The organism is Yinghuangia soli, from assembly GCF_021502675.1.
Taxonomy (GTDB): domain Bacteria; phylum Actinomycetota; class Actinomycetes; order Streptomycetales; family Streptomycetaceae; genus Yinghuangia; species Yinghuangia soli.
On sequence record NZ_JAKFHA010000019.1, the window covers coordinates 54,128 to 71,718 of the forward strand.

12 protein-coding genes are annotated in these 17,591 nt (G+C 70.4%); 5 read left to right on the forward strand and 7 right to left on the reverse strand.

All coding sequences use genetic code 11. The features are described from left to right. Window positions 1–239: 239 nt before the first annotated feature. Complete coding sequence (locus tag LZ495_RS27270) at window positions 240–1,820, forward strand: carboxylesterase/lipase family protein (protein ID WP_235055559.1); 1,581 nt, start codon at window positions 240–242, stop codon at window positions 1,818–1,820. A 50-nt stretch (window positions 1,821–1,870) separates the two neighbouring features. Here the strand turns inward: LZ495_RS27270 and LZ495_RS27275 are convergent, their stop codons facing one another. Further along, window positions 1,871–3,676 (reverse strand): amidohydrolase, encoded by a 1,806-nt coding sequence (locus LZ495_RS27275; protein WP_235055560.1) that lies wholly within the window; start codon window positions 3,674–3,676, stop codon window positions 1,871–1,873. Window positions 3,677–3,807: 131 nt separating this feature from the next. On the opposite strand from LZ495_RS27275, the gene LZ495_RS27280 reads away from it, so the two are divergent. Beyond that, on the forward strand, window positions 3,808–4,803 hold the full coding sequence (locus LZ495_RS27280) for a LacI family DNA-binding transcriptional regulator (RefSeq protein ID WP_235055561.1): 996 nt from the start codon (window positions 3,808–3,810) through the stop codon (window positions 4,801–4,803). A gap of 20 nt (window positions 4,804–4,823) precedes the next feature. Here the strand turns inward: LZ495_RS27280 and LZ495_RS27285 are convergent, their stop codons facing one another. After that, window positions 4,824–5,378, reverse strand: a complete 555-nt coding sequence (locus tag LZ495_RS27285) for a CGNR zinc finger domain-containing protein (protein WP_235055562.1) — start codon at window positions 5,376–5,378, stop codon at window positions 4,824–4,826. Window positions 5,379–5,504: 126 nt separating this feature from the next. Here LZ495_RS27285 and LZ495_RS27290 point away from each other — a divergent pair, with 126 nt between their 5' ends. Beyond that, window positions 5,505–6,368, forward strand: coding sequence for an NAD(P)-dependent oxidoreductase (locus LZ495_RS27290; RefSeq protein ID WP_235055563.1), 864 nt, complete (start codon window positions 5,505–5,507; stop codon window positions 6,366–6,368). Between the two features lie 30 nt (window positions 6,369–6,398). Here LZ495_RS27290 and LZ495_RS27295 read toward each other — a convergent pair whose 3' ends face one another. Further along, on the reverse strand, window positions 6,399–7,058 hold the full coding sequence (locus LZ495_RS27295) for a hypothetical protein (protein WP_235055564.1): 660 nt from the start codon (window positions 7,056–7,058) through the stop codon (window positions 6,399–6,401). Window positions 7,059–7,097: 39 nt separating this feature from the next. Beyond that, entirely contained in the window at window positions 7,098–7,538 is a 441-nt protein-coding gene (locus tag LZ495_RS27300; RefSeq protein WP_235055565.1) for a VOC family protein, read from the reverse strand. A gap of 190 nt (window positions 7,539–7,728) precedes the next feature. Here LZ495_RS27300 and LZ495_RS27305 point away from each other — a divergent pair, with 190 nt between their 5' ends. Continuing rightward, the gene (locus LZ495_RS27305; protein ID WP_235055566.1) at window positions 7,729–8,757 is read left to right on the forward strand and encodes a carbohydrate kinase family protein; all 1,029 of its coding nucleotides are present in this window, start codon (window positions 7,729–7,731) and stop codon (window positions 8,755–8,757) included. Window positions 8,758–9,137: 380 nt separating this feature from the next. Continuing rightward, a complete protein-coding gene (locus LZ495_RS27310) occupies window positions 9,138–10,139 on the forward strand; it encodes a winged helix-turn-helix domain-containing protein (RefSeq protein ID WP_235055567.1) in 1,002 nt (333 codons plus the stop codon). Between the two features lie 204 nt (window positions 10,140–10,343). Here LZ495_RS27310 and LZ495_RS27315 read toward each other — a convergent pair whose 3' ends face one another. From LZ495_RS27315 to LZ495_RS27325, 3 genes are all read right to left on the reverse strand, one after another. After that, window positions 10,344–11,672, reverse strand: a complete 1,329-nt coding sequence (locus LZ495_RS27315) for a flavin monoamine oxidase family protein (protein ID WP_235055568.1) — start codon at window positions 11,670–11,672, stop codon at window positions 10,344–10,346. A gap of 167 nt (window positions 11,673–11,839) precedes the next feature. Next, complete coding sequence (locus LZ495_RS27320; protein WP_235055569.1) at window positions 11,840–12,181, reverse strand: hypothetical protein; 342 nt, start codon at window positions 12,179–12,181, stop codon at window positions 11,840–11,842. Window positions 12,182–12,360: 179 nt separating this feature from the next. Further along, window positions 12,361–17,274, reverse strand: a complete 4,914-nt coding sequence (locus tag LZ495_RS27325; RefSeq protein ID WP_235055570.1) for an FG-GAP-like repeat-containing protein — start codon at window positions 17,272–17,274, stop codon at window positions 12,361–12,363. Between the last annotated feature and the right edge of the window lie 317 nt (window positions 17,275–17,591).

A 17,591-nucleotide genomic window follows, 5' to 3' on the forward strand; every position in this document is an offset into this window, starting at 1 on the left:
TCATGCGGTCCGGACGGCACTGAATTCAAGAATCGAAGTCACCGGAAAACCGGCCGCTATTTGGGCACAGGCCTCCGGAAAGGCTTGTCGCGGTCCCTCTTCGTGGGATAGCCATAGCGTATTGATCGCGAGGACCGGACCGCCGCACCGCTCGGTGGCGTCTTGTAATCCCGCGGCCCCGCCGGACGCTGGCGCACCCTGTGACCGCGGACGCGGACCATTCACCGAAGGAGCCGCACATGGGAGTCGTCGTCAAGACCACCGGGGGCCAGGTCGAGGGGACCGGCCTCTCCGGCGGACTCACGGTCTTCAAGGGCATCCCCTTCGCCGCGCCGCCCGAGGGGCCGCTGCGGTTCCAGGCGCCTGCTCCCGCACCCCGCTGGGACGGGGTCCGGCCGGCGCACGCCTTCGGCGTGGTCCCGCCGCAACTGCCGCTCGTGCCCGGTATGCCGCGGGCCTGGCTGCCCGAACACGGCATGGACTGCCTCACCGTCAACGTGTGGACGCCGGGCGGCGAGGGCGACCATTTGCCGGTCATGGTGTGGATCCACGGCGGCGGCTGGAAGAGCGGCCACTCCGCCGACCCGACGCACGACGGCGCCGTGCTGGCGCGCGACGGCGTCGTCCTGGTCACCTTCAACTACCGCGTCGGATTCGAGGGCTTCGCCCACGTGCCCGGCGCACCCGACAACCGCGGATTCCTGGACCAGGCCGCGGCGCTGTCCTGGGTGCAGGAGAACATCGCCGGATTCGGCGGCGATCCCGGCAACGTCACCGTCTTCGGCGAGTCGGGCGGAGGTGCCTCCATCGCGGCGCTGATGTCCGCACCGCACGCCCGCGGCCTGTTCCGCCGGGCCATCGTGCAGAGCATGGCCGGACGCTACATCCCGCAGGAGGAGTCGGCGCGGATCTCCCGGCTGATCTGCACGGCCGCGGGCGTGCGGCCCGAGGACCTCGCGAGCGTGGCTCCCGAGCGGCTGCTCGCCGTCCAGGACGTCCCGCTCGCGTCGATGGAGGCGGACCCCAGGGCGTGGACGACCCCGGAGGCCATCACCGCGTTCTCGCCGAGCATCGACGGTGTGACCGTCGTCGACAAGCCCTGGCTCGCGCTGCGCTCGGGGGTCGCGCGGGACATCGACCTGATCTCCGGCTACACCCGTGACGAGTTCACGCTGTGGTCCCTGCAGCACGGGGCGATCAGGCCCAGCCTCACCGGCATGATCAAGTCGCTGCCCATGATGGCCACGATGGCCCGCAGCCGCCTGCGTCGCGACCCGTCGGCGCCCAAGCAGCCGCGTCCCGCCCGCCGCAACATCGAACTTTCCTACACAGCGGACCTGTTGGGATTGGCTGCGGATGCGCCGGACCAGTACCGAGCCGCGCATCCCGGCGCGTCCGACGGACAGCTGTACACCGCGATGTACTCCGACTCGCTGTTCCGCATGCCGTCGACCTGGCTGGCGGAGGCCCACGCGGCGGCGGGCGGGCGCGCGTTCCTGTACGAATTCGCCTGGCCCAGCCCCTCGATGGGCGGTGTCCTGGGCGCCGTGCACACCATCGACATCCCCGCCGCCTTCGGGCATGCCCAAGGGGAAATGGGCAAGTTCCTGTTCGGCGGCAAGCCGCCCCCGTCGGACTTCCTCGAACTCTCGCGCCGACTCCGCGATTCCTGGGTGTCGTTCGCGCGCGGCGGCGACCCCGGGTGGCCGCTGTTCACCTCCGAGGACCCGCAGGCGCGCATCTGGGACACCCCGCCGAGCGTCGTCGCCGACCCGCTCGCCGCATCCCGCCGGATCTGGCGCGCCAAGTCGCAGCAGTGAAAAGGCGGTTCCCTCGCCCGTGACGGGCGAGGGGACCTGCCGGTCCGGGGTCACGGTTGTGCGAGGGCCTCGTATGTGCCGTGGACCGGGCGGCCGCCGACCAGGGTGAGGAGGACCTTGGTGCGGCCGATGTTCTCGACCGGGATCGTCATGATGTTCTGGTCGAGGACGATCAGGTCGGCCAGCTTGCCGACCTCGATGGAGCCGGTGTCGCGTTCCTGGCGGAGCTGGTAGGCGCCGTTGAGGGTGATCGCGCGGACCGCGATGCGGCGGTGCAGGGCCTGGCGGGGCGTCATGGCGCCGTACTTGGCGTACGGGCTGCCGGCCGCGGCCGTGCGGGTGATGACGGTGCGCAGGGCTTCCCAGTGGTTCAGCGGGTCGACGGGCCAGTCGCTGCCGAGCGAGACGCGTCCGCCCGCGCGGAAGACGGCGCCCTCCGGTTCGTAGTTCTCGAACCGCTCGGGGCCGAGGAAGGGTTCGACCGTGTCGGTGGAGTCGGGGGCGGGCTTGGCCCAGTGGAAGCCCATCGCGGCGACCACGTCGAGGCGGCCGAAGCGGGGGATGTCGGCGGGGCTGACGAGTTCGGCGTGCGCGACGGTCAGGCGGTTGGCGCGGTGGCCCGCGCGGCGGACGGCGGCGAAGGAGTCGAGGGCGACGCGTACCGCGCGGTCGCCGATCGCGTGCGCGTGCGGGTCGAGGCCGGCCGCGGCGAGGTCGACCATCAGGGCGTTCAGTTTCTCCGGCGGCCAGTAGACGGCGCCGCTGTGCGTCCCGGGGACCATGTGGCCGTGCCCGTCGTCGACCAGGTAGGGCTCGAGCACGGCGGCTGTCTGCGCGGGTGCCTGCAGGACGCCGTCGAGGAAGACCTTGACGTTCCCGACGTGGATGTTCGCCGCGGTCCGGTGGGGTCCCGTGTCGTAGGCGCGGCGGAGCTTGCGCAGTCTGGGCAGCGGGTCCGCCTCGGTGAGGTCGACGACCGGCGCGAAGTGCGCCCGGGCGGTGAGTTCGCCCCGCGCGGCGAGCGTCGCGAACGTCCGTACGGTGCCCTCGGACGACGCGGCGTCCATGAACGTGGTGATGCCCTGGGCGCGCAGCGCGGCCAGGGCGGCCTGCGCGTACCGGAGGTTGTCGGCGTCGGTCGGGTCGGGCACGAGCGCCGAGACCAGGCGCTGGGCGCCGTCCTGCAGGATGCCGGTGGGTTCCCCCGAGGCGTCGCGTTCGATGGTGCCGGTCGGCGGGTTCGGCGTGTCCCGGGTGATGCCTGCCAGGGCGAGCGCGCGGCTGTTGACCAGCGAGGTGTGCCCGTCGGTGGAGTTGATGACGATCGGGCGGCGGGTCGGCAGGGTGTCGAGGTCCTTGCGGGTGACGGTCGTGCCGACCGGCTGCATGGCCTGCACGTACCAGTGTTCCCCCTGTACCCAGCCGTCCGGTTCCTGCGCGGTGTCGCCGGCGAGGTAGCGGGCGATGACGTCGAGGAATTGCGGGACGGTGAAGGGGGCGTACCCGAAGTCGAGGCCGAGGAGGCCGCTGCCGCCGGAGAGGACGTGCAGGTGGCCGTCGTGCAGGCCGGGCATCAGCATCCGGCCGCGCAGGTCGACCACGCGGGTGCGGCGGCCGATGTAGGTGGCGGCTCCCTTGTCGGTGCCGACGTAGACGATGCGGCCGTCGCGTATGGCGACCGCCTTCTTGATGCTGTCGCGGTAGTCGACCGTCCAGACGTAGCCGTTGGTCAGGACGGTGTCCGCGTCGCAGCGGGCGGCCTCGGCCGGCCCGGCGAGCACGGTGGTGCCGACGGTCGTGCCGACGGCGGCGGCGATGCCGGCGAGGACGGTTCTGCGGCTGGGTGTGGTGTCCATGCTGGTCCCTTGCTCTGTCCGCGGTGGGCAGAGCCGATGCTGAGTGGTGTCACGCGCAACCACAACCCGCGTAATGGTTCGGAATTCGTTGATTAATCCGCCTGTCATGACGAATTCCGTAGGATCCAAGCATGCGACGGACACGGCTCGTTGATGTCGCCGCGGCGGCGGAGGTGTCGCGGGCGACCGTCACCAACGCCCTGAACGGCACCGGGCGGATGAGCGCGGCGACCCGGACCCGCGTACGCGCGGTCGCCGCCGACCTCGGCTACCGGACCGCGCCGCGCACGCTGGCGCTCAGCGTCACCGCGCGGGGCGGCCTCCAGTGGGACTTCCTCTCCGTGCACTACTACGCCGCCATGGTGAACGCCGCGACCGCGGCGGCGCACCGCCTCGGATACGGGCTGACCATCCTGCCTGCCGGGATCACCGCGTGGGACGTGCCGGCGGCCACCGGCGCCCTCATCCTCGACTCGCCGGCCGAGGACCGCCTGGCCGAACAGGCCGCGCAGGCCGCCCTGCCCCTCGCCTTCGTCGGCCGCCCGGCCGACATGCGTACCGCGGGCTGGGTGGACAACGACCATGCGGGCTCCGTGCGCACGGTTCTCGACCACTTGGCCGGACAGGGCGCCCGCCGTATCGCGCTGATGGCGGGCGACTGCACCGACCACTACACCCGCGCGTGCGTCGCGGCCTACCGCGACTGGTGCCGCGAGAACAGCGGCTACGAGCGGGTGGCGGCTTTCGAGTTCGGCCGGGACACGGCAGGGGAACTGCTCGGCGGCCCCGGGCGGCCCGACGCCGTGTACGGGATCTACGAGGACATGGGCCGCCAACTCCTGGCCGCCGCAGACCGGAACGGGCTCCGCGTGCCCGACGACGTACTGGTCGCCTGCTTCAGCGAGGACCCGTCGTACGCCCTGACCACGCCGCCCGTCACGACGGTGTCCCACACGCCGCAGGCCGGCGGGCGGTTGGCGGTGGAGGGGCTCGTCCGGATGATCGAGGGCGGCGTCCGGCAACGGCCCACCGTCGTGCCGACCCGGCTCGTCGTACGAGCGTCCACGCTGCGCAATCGCCCCGACGGTGAGCGGCGCCGGCCGGGGCTATCCGCATCCCCGCCCTGACTGCGGTGAGCCGTCACAGTTCAGGAGGCGGCGATGCGTGACTTCTTGACCTTGTTGCCGCAGGTGTTCATGGCGCACCAACGGCGGTTTCCTCCGCGGCTGGTGTCGAGGAACAGCCCCGCGCAGCCGGGGCCTTCGCAGTTCTTGATGCGGCCGCGGTCAGGACCTCCGAGGACGCGAATGGCGTCCGCGGCAAGGACTCCGAGGGCGTCGGCGACGGGAGCGGCCTCCGTCAGGCGCCATCCTGCGCTTCCTCGTTCCAGTGCAGCCTTCGCGTGCCCGGCGGCGGCTATCGCGTTGAGGGTGCGGACGTCCGTGGATTTCGGCTTTTCACCTGCGGCGATCGCCGATCCCATGCGGTAGATCGTCTCGCGCAATTCGACGGCGTCCTGCAGATCGGCCGGCGTCACGTCTGCGACATCGAGCCCCGCGGCCCCCAGCCACAGCTTCAGCCGTGCTGTGTCGGTCAGCCGCTCCCTCGGCGCCCGGCCCGCGCGATCGCTGACGGTGGCGGTGAACCGGAATGCCAGGACCTCGTTGTCCATCCGGAACACCCGACGAACGTCCTCGGTCATTCCAACCTCCGCAGTGGGCGGCAACACGCCGGAACCGCTTCAGACGGTTCACTGCGATGGTAACTCCGTGGCATCCTTGAACCGCTTCAGACGGTTCAGAGGGTTCAGAGGGAAGGGGTGCTCGGCGTGGGCAGCATCGCGGTCATCGGCCTGGGAGCCATGGGGCGACCCATCGCGCGCAACCTCTTGGAGGCCGGCCACGAAGTCGTGGTATGGAACCGCTCCGACGGACCTGCCGACGCACTCGTGGCCGAGGGTGCCCGCCGCGCCGCTTCGGTCGCCGAGGCCATGCACACTCCGGTGGTCTTCTCGATCCTGTCCGACGACCGGGCCGTCGCCGAGACGTTCCTCGACACCGGCGTCCTCGCGCAGACCCCGCGCGGGACCGTCCACGTCAACCTCGGCACGGTGAGCGCCGCGCTGGCCCGCCGGGCCGAAGCAGCGCACGCCGAGCACGGCGTCGGGTACGTCGCGGCCCCGGTCTTCGGCCGCGTCCCGGTCGCCGAAGCCGGGGCGCTCAACGTCCTCGCGGCCGGCGACCCGGCACTGCTCGACCGCGTGCAGCCGTTCTTCGACGTGATCGGCTCGCGGACCTGGCGGCTCGGGGAACGTCCAGAGCAGGCCAACACCGTGAAGATCCTCGGGAATTACCTGATCGCGTGCGCGATCCAGTCGCTGGGCGAGGCGGTCAGCGTCGCGGAAAGGGCCGGCGTCGACCCCATGCAGTTCGTCGACCTGCTGAGCTCGACACTCTTCCCCGGCCCCGTCTACTCCGGCTACGGCTCGATGATCGCCGAACGCCGCTACCAACCCGCCGGATTCACCACCGTCCTGGGCCGCAAGGACCTCCACCTCGCGCTCCAGGCAGCAGCGGACCAGGACATCCCCCTCCCGATCGGCGAACTGCTGCGTACCGTCTTCGACAACGCCATCGCCGCCGGCCACGAGGCAGACGACTGGGCAGCCATCGCGGAACAGCAGCCGCGGTGACCACAGCGGCCGCCGGTATGCTGCCGCGGCTCAGCTCCGGTCGCGGTCCATCGCCGCTGCCCAGTCCTTGATGTACGGGTCGGAGTGGACCCGGGCTGACGCGATCGTGGTTTCCAGCAGTTCGCGCAGGGCCGGCGGATATGCCGAACGGGAGTCGGGCAGGCTCCTCGCCAAGCGCCAAATGAGCTGCAGGTCAGCGGTTTCGACCAACACCCTCAGGGACGCCTCCAGCCAGGCGTCCGCGATGTCCCCCAGCCTGTCCAGAGCGGGATCGCGTACCGTGCCGCTTTCGTACGCCGCGGATCGGCCTCGCCTCAAGGGCGCATGGGTCCAGTACCAGGCCCGCTCAGCGCCTGCTCGCTCGGCATCCGTGCCGTCGCGCAGGTAGTCGAGCAGGGCCTCCGCCACCCGGCGGCGTCCGAATGCGTAGACCGCCGGCTCGACGAACCAGAGGCAGAAACTGGGATCCGGGTCGTAGACCGATGCGGCCATCAGCGGGGCGAACAGCTCCTCGGGCAGACTTGCGCGCTCCAGCAGGGGTTTTCGCACCGCGTGGGCGAGGTGGCGGGCCGGGTTGTCCGGTTTCGCCGCGAGGTCCGCGACGTCCTCGACGTCCATCAGGCGGGCCACTTCGGTCGCGCAGGTCAGGAAGGAACGCGGTCCCGCAGCGTTCTCGGTTTCGTCGGCCATGGGAGGCATCCTGCCGGTTGCGGCGTTCCGGCGGTGCAGTCAGCCGAGTTCCTCGACGAGGCCGATGATGACGCCGGACGGACCGCGGACGTAGCCGTACCGGACGTAGTTCTCGTACTGCGCGATCTCCCCCACCAACTCGGCGCCGTGGCGGCTCTGCAACCGGGCTACGAGTTCGTCTACCGCGTCCACAGCGAAGGTCAGACGCGGGATGCCCGGAGTGTTGACGGGTTCCCATGGGGCGGCGCCGGTGGCCGGGGGCCTTTGGAACGTCGACAGTTCGACGCGGCCGCTGCCGTCCGGGGTTCGGACGAAAGCCATGTCGGCCCGTACGCCCTTGAGCCCCACGAGCTGGTCCACCCACTCGCCCTCGACGGTCGTCTCGCCCTCGACCTCCAGGCCGAGTTCGACGAAGAACGCGACGGCGGCGGCGAGATCCTCGACCACGATGCCGACGTGGTCCATGCGGCGGACCGCCATCCTTGCCTCCCTTTGCAAGATCCGATGCTGCGTCCGACCCTACTGCTGCTCAGCGCAAATGGGTTGATACCGCCGCGGTGAAGGCGCGTATGCGTGCCTCGAAATCGCGTTCGCGTTCCTTGAGGTCGTCCGAGTCTGCGGCCCTGCGTAGGGTCGGTGGCTGGTGTCTTCCCGGTGGCGTGGAGGTGTGGTGGGTTCGCTGGGTGATGTCCGGTTCGACGTCGTGGGTGTGGGTGCCCTCAATGTCGATGTCGTGGTGGATGTGTCCGGAGCGGGCTGGGCGCTTCGCGATGACGAGGCCGCGGTCGGCGCGGGCGAGATGGCCCGTCTGCTGGGGAGGGCCGCGCCGCTGCCGCGGCGGATCGTTCTGGGCGGTTCGGCCTTCAACACGGTCGCCGCGCTGGCCCGGCGGCAGTCGCTGTCGCGGCTCGGGTTCGTCGGGGTCGAAGGGGAAGTGCCTTTCGGGGCAACGTCGTTTCGCGAACACCTTCGCGGGCTCGGGGTCGATGTGGCGGCGCTCGGAACAGCGCCCGGCCACGCCGGCATCTGCCTCGCACTCGAAGACCGAGGCGTGCGGAGTCTGCGCATCGCGCCGGGAGCCAACGTGTCGATGGCCGACCATGTGGCCGCGGTCGACGTCGCCGAGTACCTGGCGCGTGCCCGGGTGGTGCACCTGACGTCTTTCCTGGACGAGCGAACGCCGGAGACATTGGCCGACCTCCTGGCAGACCTGCGCAAGCGTCCGACGCGGCCGCTGGTGTGCCTCGATCCCGGACACGACTGGTGCGTACGGCCGGACGCTGCTGTGCGGAGCCTGGTGGGGATGGCCGACTTGGTGCTGGTCAACGAGCGCGAGTTGGCGGACCTCGGCAACGCGGTCGACCTGGAACGGGTCACCGTAGTGGTCAAACGCCCCGGCCATGCGGTCATTCACCGGGACGGCGCGGCGCAGCGCGTCGACGGCGGGCCGCCGTTGCGCACGGACGAGATCAAGCATCCGACGGGCGCAGGCGACGCCTTCGCCGCAGGCCTGCTGGCGGCCTTGACCGGGAATACGCAGAAGGCCGGGACCCGCGGAGCGAGGGGACTGCCGTCCGACCTCGCTGAGCCGGTGCGCTCCGGACTGGTCGCGGCCCGCACGCACCTTCTGGAGGGCCGGGACCAAGGTCTTGCGGGGGCGGGCCCAGTCCCTCTCATCAAGGGCTTGACGAAGGGCTGACGTGGGTCCAGTCGACGTCGCCGAGCCCGAAGCCCGGCAGTTCCGAGGCCCTGGCCCCGGAGGTGACGCAACAGGACAGCAGGGCCCGGTCCCGGGCGCATCCCAATTGCTCGAACAGCTCGTTCCACTGCCCGTCGGGGATGGCCCGCGGCTGAAGGACATGTGGAAGCCGTAGAAGCCGTGAACCACGGTGCCGAGCACCGCGATGCGGCTCCCCCCAGACGGCTTCCACCCGCGCAGTGGACCACACGGCGGCCCTCGGCCGCACGCGGGAAATTGACGGGAATGCGGTGTGACGAATCGACCTCCTCAAACGTGTAGATCATGGCGGGACCGCTCGTTCCCGCCTTGGGGTCGTGACCGCTTGACGGGGAGCGTGCATGCTGAGGATCCACTTCACCGAACAGGACCTGGCGCGGACGAGATTGGCGGCGACGTCCGGCCCCTTTGTCGAGACTTGTGCGGCGTTCTCGCTGCTGCACCGCGGTGCCGGGGCGACGCTGTTCGACGGGTGGCGGGAGGTCACACGTACGCGGATGACGCCGCAGGCGTACCAACTCGCCGGCCTGCTGTCCCGGCGGGCCAAGTGGAGTGTGGAACTCTGGACGCTGGGCGGCGCGCCCGTGGACTCGCTCGACCAGCCGCTCGACACCATCCAGTCGTCCCCCAAACGGCTCAGCAGCGAGGTCGTACGCGCCGGCAGCCGCTTTCAACTCCCCCGCTGGGCCCGGGATCTCGCCGTCGCGGACCGCGATGCGCTGCGCGAACTCGACGTGGCGATCCGAGCCGTCCACGACGCGGCGGTGGCGCCGTACTGGCCGCGCATCCGGGCCCACCACCACGCGGTGCATGCGGCGTCGATGCAGGCGTTCCGCGACGGGGGCCTCGCGCGCGTGCTGGAGCAGCTGCATCCGGCGGTGCATTGGCGGCCGCCGGTCCTGGAGGTGCCCACGCGGTACGACCACGGCGACTTCCATCTGGAGGGCCAGGGACTCATCATCGCGCCGACCGTCTTCGGCTGGCCGTTCCCGCACGGCGACACCGCCCCGCTGGAGCCGGGCGCGCCGAACGTCCTCTACATCCCGACGGCCATCTCGGTGGCTGCACCCTCCTGGGCGGCGTGGATCAGCGGCCAGGACAGCTTCAAGCGGGCCTCCGAACTGATGGGCCGTACACGGGCGATAGTGCTGGACGCGGTCGCCGACCACGGCCCGTGCACGACGTCGCAACTCGCCGCGCGCATCGGCTTACCGGTGTCGTCGACCAGCGAGCACGCGACAATCCTGCGCAACGCCGGCCTCATCGCCACCCGCCGCGACCGCAACAAGGCGTGGCACACCCTGACGGCGGTGGGTGCCGCGGTGCTCAACGGTCCCGCGTAGCCGCCCTGCGGCACGTCGTACGTCACCTCGCCGGCCGTTTCGGCAGAGCCCGAAAGTACGTGACGGGTGCGTGCGGCCGACCGAGGATGAGGTCCCCGGGGCGCCCCTACGCCCCGGCCATGGTCACCCGCCCTCCGCATCCGTGCGGCCGGAGGGCGGGGCGACCGCGGCGATCGATCGCAGGCGTCCGGCTGTCGATGCGCCTCAGGCGTCGAGCATGGCGCGGGTCCGCTCCGCCGCAGCCTGGCCCGAGACGACCGCGCCGTCCATGTAGCCCAGTGACGTCGGGCTGATGTCGCTGCCGGCGAACACGACGCGTCCGTACGGCTCCCCGAATGCCGCAAGCAGCGGCCAATGGCCGGACTTGGGTGCGAACCAGGCGCCCTGCGCGTACGGGTCGGCGTTCCAGTCGTGGTACGCCACGTCCAGGACGCGGGCTTCGGGGTACGCGCGCCGCAGCTGGGCGGTCAGCGCGTCCAGGTCATTCGGGTCGAAGCTGCCGGGCAGGCCGAAGCAGATGACCAGGGCGTCGTCCGAGCCGGGCGCCGCGGGGCCGATGCCGATCGCTCCGGTCAGTGCGGGCGGCCACATGCTCAGGGCCATGTCGTCCGGCACGCCCGCGACCCGCGCAAGAACCTTCACGGCCTGCCCGACGTGCTTCTGCTCGGCCAGCAGGGCTACGTCGCGTGGGAGTTCGGGGTGGAAGTCCATGTCCGCGAGCGTGTTGACCGGCACCGCGCACACCAGCGCGCGGGCCCGCTGGACCGTGCCGTCGGCGAGGGTCACCTGTACGCCGTCGGCGTCCTGGGCAACACCCGCAATCGGCGTCCCCAAATGGAGCTTCGCCTCGAACGACTCCGCGATCCGGTCGGCGAGTTGCATCACGCCGCCTTCGACCCGCCGCTGTGCCGAGCCGGCGAACCCCTCCGAGCCCTCCTCGTCGGGCAGCTCCGGGACACCAAGGTCGGTCATGTCGTCCAGCAGGCCGACGACGGACACCTCGGTCGCCGGTGCTCCCATGACCGCAGTCGCGAGCGACGCCAGCACCTGCGCGGCCCGCGGCGGCAGATCCACGAGCCTTTCTGCGAAGGGCACTTCCATCTCCAGGCGAGACGCAAAGGCAGACTCGCCGGCCAGCATTTCCGCCTCCGCCGCCAAGGCCTCCAGAAAGGCGTCGAACGCTGCCCGCTCCCCCGCGTCCAGCGGCAGCTCCCCGACGGCCTTCTCGTCGCCGAACAGCCAGATCCGCTCGCTGCCCCCGCTGCCGCCGTCCGCTTCCGGCCGCAGCCCGATCCCGTACCGGTCGTACTCGGCCATCAGCGCGGCATGATGCCCGGGCGCGACCCACTCGGCGCCCAGGTCGACTATCGTCCCGGTCCCGGGAAACGCACGGGACCACGTACGCCCGCCCACCCGGTCGCGCGCCTCGAACACCGCGACGGACAGGCCCTGTTCGGCAAGGTCACGAGCAGCCACGAGACCGGCCAGCCCGGCCCCCGCCACGATCACGTCCCAGGGCTCGGCGGTGCTCATCAGTCGTGCTCCTCGTGCGGTGCCGTCGTCCGATCCAGACGCGGCAAGTATCGAGGCGGGAACGATTCAGCACAAGATCCACACCGGAAGCACACGGGCGCGGGCGGTCACCATGGGCTCGGCCCGTGACCACCCGCGCCCGCCTGCACGCGGCAAACGACGCCCGGTCAGTTGCGCCGCCGCAGCATCAGCACCACGACCACGATGACCAAGATGAGGACGACGATGCCCACGACCACAAAGATGCCGGTCTTGCTCTTCTTCTTTTTCTTGGTCTTCGCCTTGGCGTGCGGTGCCTTGGCAGCCGGCTCCTTGACCTGAGCCTGGGGCGCCGAAGCCCCCGGCGCATTGGCCGCCCCGGCCTCCCCGGCCGCCGCCCCGGCACCCGCCGCAGCCGCCTGCACGACGACTGCCGACCCGGACCGCGCAGGCGCAGCCTCGGCCACCGGCCCGGCGAACAACGCCAACCCGACCACAAGCCCGACCGCCGTACCCAGCAAACGCTTCATCCTGGCCCCCTGCCCCGGTTCCCCAGGCCCGACCCCAGCGGCCAAGCCACCCCCGAAAGCAACGCCCCACCGTAGTGCCGCCGCCGACGTCCCGCCGAAGTTCCCGGGACCCGGACTGCCGGAAGCACCGGTGGCCCCGACCCTCGCAGGTCGGAGCCACCGGCGGGATGTGCGATCTGCTACCAGATGCCGTGCTGGATCATCCGGCCGAGTGTGTCGTGGGCGAAGGTGCCGTCGGAGTTGCTCGGGACGACGGCGAACAGGAAGTGCGCGTCGCCGTAGTCGTACGTGTACCGCATGTCGGCACGGTTGTCGGTGTCGAACTTGCCGGCGATGAAACCGATGGCGCTCCAGGCCCAGCTGCCCGCGGGAACTTCCCAGCCACCGGTGAACCCGGTGAGGCCGCCGTCGGGCTTTCCGTAGAAGGTGAAGAACCGCACGCGGTTGTCGGAGTAGACGTAGGCGGCGCCGATGTCGTCCCTTCCGTCGGCATTGAAGTCGCCGGTCGTGTACTTAGCACTGCTCGCGTACCAGTCGCCGGGCGCGCCTTGCCAGCTGACGAACGGGGCGTTGAAGCCGCCGTCGGTCTTGCCGGTGAACGTCCACAGCCGCGTCAGCCCGTTGCCGTAGTCGTAGACCACGCCGAGGTCGTCGCGGCCGTCGCCGTTGAAGTCACCGGGCAGCAAGGTGCTGGATACGGCGCACCAGATTCCCGCACCGCTGCGGTAGCTGCTGGACTCGTTGGCGAAGCCTCCGTCAGGCCTGCCGAGGAGGGTGTACAGGCCGACGTCGCAGCTGCTGAAGACGTACATGAAGCCGATGTCGTCGCGGCCGTCACCGTTGAAGTCGCCGGCGAACGGCTTGACGTTGCCGAAGGTCCAGTTGCCGGGCGGCACGTCCCGGCTCGGCAGGTCGCCGAAGGTGCCGTCGGCGCGGCTGAGGAAGGTGAAGAAGGTCACCCGGCCGTCCGCGTAGCCGTAGAGCGCGGCCAGGTCGTCGCGGCCGTCGCCGTTGAAGTCCCCGCTGAGGTACTTCGCGCTCCCGTAGCACCACCAGTTCGCCGGCCAGGTCTTCCGTTCGACGGGGATGCCGAGCGTGCCGTCGGCGGCGGTGGTGGACGTGGAGAGGCCCATGGCGCAATCGCCGTAGTCGGTGAAGGTGGCCATGTCGTCGCGGCCGTCGCCGTTGAAGTCACCGGCGAGGTTGGTGCGCGGCGCGGACGCTTCTTCGCCGGGCCGGTACGGGGTGGCGACGCCGTTGGTGCGGTTCCAGCGGGTGTAGCCGCCCTGGAAATCGCTGCGGCGTCCGTTGGCAACACTGTATTCGTCGCTGACCGGGAAGCCGAGCCAGCCGTTCTCCCAGCCCAGGGAAGCCCACTTGCTGCGGATAGTCCCCATGATGAGCTTGGCACTCGTGCCCAGAGTCTGGCTCCAGTAGAGCGAGGCGGTGTCGCTGCTGTTGCCAGGCCAGCGCAAGTGCACGTACAGGCCAGGCTGCGGGGCAGTCCGGCTTTGGTCGAGCGACGGGTAGCCGACGTTGTCCGGGCCGCCGAGTTCGGCATAGCGCCGGTACATCTCACCGGAGAGGTAATGCGTGCCGACGCTGTCCAAGTGGGTGATCGCGGCCGTGGCCGCGCCTGAGCCCGTCCCGAAGGTGTTGATGTAGCCGCCGTGCGCTGCCGATTTCAGGGTCTCGTCGGTGACGGGGTACCCGAGGATGCCCTTCTCGGCATCGAGTGCGCGGTACTTGGTACGGATTGCGCCATGCAGCATGGACGCGGGAGTGTCCCGCGACCAGTAGATGGATCCGTTCGCGGTTGTCCCGAAAGTCCCCTGGCCCTGGAAATCGATCTTGTAGCCGTAGCCGTTGTCGGTCGCGACGACTCCGGTCACCGGGTAGCGGAGGACGCCGTTGGGACCGCCGAGCGCCTCGTACTTGGCCAGGATGGGCCCGCACAGTTCCTGCGGCGCCAAGCCCGGTCCGGTGAACCACTTGCACGTGGACCACGACGTGTTGCTGCGCACGATGACCTGCGGCGTGTCGAAGCCCAAGGACCCGTCGGCCCGGGTCTTGCCGGGGGCGGCCACGATCTGCCCGGTCGCGGTGGTGGCCCAGAGGTCGGGCTGGGTGCCCTGCAGGATGTCGCCGTCCGTGGACAGCACCGGATAGAGCGCCTGGGTGAGGCCGTTCGCGATGACCTTGCGCTCGCCCAGGGTGAACCTGTCACCGTTGCGGACCAGCTTGTACTGCGCGACTTCACCGGTGGCGGCGTCGCGGACCCAGAGGTCCGGGTAGCCGTCGCCGGTCGCGTCACCGGGGGTGGAGATGGTCTTGCCGCGCCAGTCGAGCGTGGCGTCGATGAGCACCGGGTTGTTCAGGATGCCGCCGCCGACACCGTGCAGCAGCCACAGGTTGTCACGGCTTCCGTTGTCGCTTGTCTCGACCGTGAGCAGGTCGTACGTATTCCGCGTCGTTCCGGTGCTCGGGGGGTCGACGTCTCCGATGGAGAGGATCTGGCGCACCCGCGACCAGTTGGTCGCGTAGTCAGGGCAGGGGTCCTCCTCCCACGGGGCCTCCGGGTTGACAATCCGGCAGGCCTCGCGGGTCACGGGAGAGCGGAGGGCGCCCGCGCTGGTGAAGTACTGGCCGCCGTATGCGGTGCTGCCGCCTCCGGACAGCGTGTTCGAGTAGAAGTACAGGCTTCCGCTCGGGCTCCCGGCGGGCATCGGACGGTACGCCCACAGGTCGTCGTAGGGCACGCCGATGCCGCCGCGGTGGGTGACGAGCACCCCGCTCCACGTGTCCTTCGACCGGTCCTCAGGAGCCGACGGGTCGATGGGTCCGCTGCTCCGGTCGGACGCCTTCACGGTCTGGCCAGGCGCCGAATTGTGCGGGTAGATCTGCAAGTTGCCCGCAGAGTCGGCGGCGACCAGGTCAGGCTTGCCGTCCTGCGTGATGTCGCCGAGGACGGGCTTCGTGCTCGTGTCGTAGGGTGCGTAGAAGCGGTAGGTCGTCGGCTGCGAGCGGTTTCCCGCCTCGTCGATGGCGCGTACCTGGATGGTGTTGGTACCCCACGCGTCGATCAGCACCTGGCTGAGGTTCGCCTGGTCGGCACTGGCCGTCAGCGTGGCCGGGCCTACAGTGGGCAGCGGCCCGTTGACCGCGTACTCGAAGCTCTTGACTCCGGATCCGCCCCCGTCGGACGAGGTGAAGGAGAAGTCGCCCTTCTGGCCGGCGAATTTCGTGGGCGGCGTACCGCTGCCGGACGCCGGGAAGTCGGTGGAGGTCACGACCGGGGCCGACGGCGGGTTGCGGTCCACCGAGAAGGAGCAGCCGCGTGCGAACCCACCGGAGCCGCGGAAGTACGACGAGTCGGTCAGGCCGTCCCCGGCCTGGGCGTACCAGTCGTAGCTGTGGCCATCCACGAGTTGTCCGGCGTCGACGCTGATCTGGCTGCCGTTGCCGACCAATGCACTCGGCACCCAGCCGAAGTCGTGCTTGGTGCCGGCCGTCGTGTCGTAGAGGTGGAACTGCGCCGCGACCAGTGAGCCGGGGTCGGGGTCGGTGGCGCGGGCGGACAGGGTGATGCCGGTGGCTTCGTTGGTGGCGCCGATCCAGCCGCAGTCCCCGCGGGTGGGGTTCTTCGGGACCGGGTTGACGGTCAGATTGTCGGGGACGTACGGCGGGGTGTTGTAGACGACGGTGATCCTGGGCATCTGGAGTCCGCCGGCGCCGCGGGTGAAGCGCTTGAACCCATTGCTGCCCGATTCGTTCTCGGTGGCGCTGCGCAGGCCGAACGTGAGCCGGCCGCGCAGGCCCTGGTCCTTCAGGGCGTACGTGATGTCCCAATAGGCGGTGGTGCTGGCGTTGGGGCAGCCGGCGCCACCGGCGCTGTTGGTGGTCGCCAGTCCGAAGTGGCGGTACAGGGTCGGCTGGTTGTTCCAGGTCGTGGCGGAGCTGATGCCCGTGGTCCGGTACAGGTCCACGCCGTGCGTGTTGGCGCACGTGTTGTCGGCGGCGTAGGACTGGGTGGCGCTGAGGGTGGCGCTTTGGATGATGATGTCGGTGGGGAACCCGGCGTCCATCTCGAAGAAGGTCCGCTCACGGCCGTTGCAGTTGGTGGCCCAGCGCTGCCGGCCGACGCCCATGTCGCGGATCTTGTCGTTGAGGTTGGCGTAGTCGTTGTAGTTGCCTACGTTTGCGCAACCTTCTTGGATCCAGGTCCAGTTGAAGGTGCCGCCCCAGCCGCTGTGCCAGTCCGGGTCGATGTAGACCGGGTAGACGGTGTCGGGGGCGTCGAGGAAGTCGGCCTTGGGGGTTAGCAGGATGTGGTCGGCTGCGGGTGCGGCGTCGACCTCGGCGGTCTTGGCGCGGATCCCGGGGCCGTCGGCGTCCGAGGCGAGCTCGGCGGCCGGAGGGGCGGAGTCGCCGGTGGCTGCTGGGACTTCCTCAGGGACCGCGGTTCGGGTCGAGGGCTCGTCTGCGCCTGCTTGGCTCTCGCCCTTGGCAGTGCCCTTCGGGGCCGGTGCCGTTGTGGCAGGTGCCGTGGTCGAGGAGTCCCACATGGTGGCCTTGGGGGCGCGGAAGACCTCGCGTCCGTCGGCGGACCGCGCGGTCAGCGAACCGTCGGATTCCTCGGTGACGGCCAGTCCGTCGGCGGCCATGCCCATTTTGATGGCGGCCAGTTTGGGGTTCTTGGCGGCGCGGGCGTTCTTGACGACCAGGACCTGCGCGAAGCCGCCCATGGCGTTGGCGGTGACCTTCAGGTCGACGCCGGGCAGAACTTCGGGGTAGGTGGCGCTGTCCCCGTCCAGGACGGGCTGCGGCAGCGCGGCGGGCCACGTCAGGGCGAGCTTCTTGCCTTCGGTGGAAGTCAGTTGCGCCATCGGGCCGGTGCCGCCGCCGGATAGTGCAACCGGTGTTCTGGACGCCTTGGGCCGCAGCAGCCCGTCGGCTCCGCGTACGAGGGTGGCATCCAGGTCGACCCAGCGGCCGTCCTGCTTCGTCCGTACCGGTGCGGCGTACCGGGTCTCGGTGAAGGTGCCGTCCGGATTCGCCACCACGGTCTTCGTCTCGGTGGTCAGACCGTCCACCGAGACCGACTGTCCGGTACGCGCTGCCTGAGCGGAAGCACCTTCCGGATCCGGGGACTTCGCCGCGGCAGGGGTCTCCCCCGGCGCTTGCTGCGGAACTGCGGACGATCGGTCCGCGCCGGTCGCGGCACCGGCCGGTGCGCCGGCCAGAAGTCCGGCCGCCAGGGCGAGTCCGAGGAGTGCGCTGGTGCCGACGGGTCGGCGTCTGGATCTGAACGGGCCCGGAGCCCTCATGTGTTCTCCATCGACGCTGTTTCGTCGGCCCGTTCGCCGGACCGACGCATGGGGTCACGAAGTCTCACATGAGACAAACACCC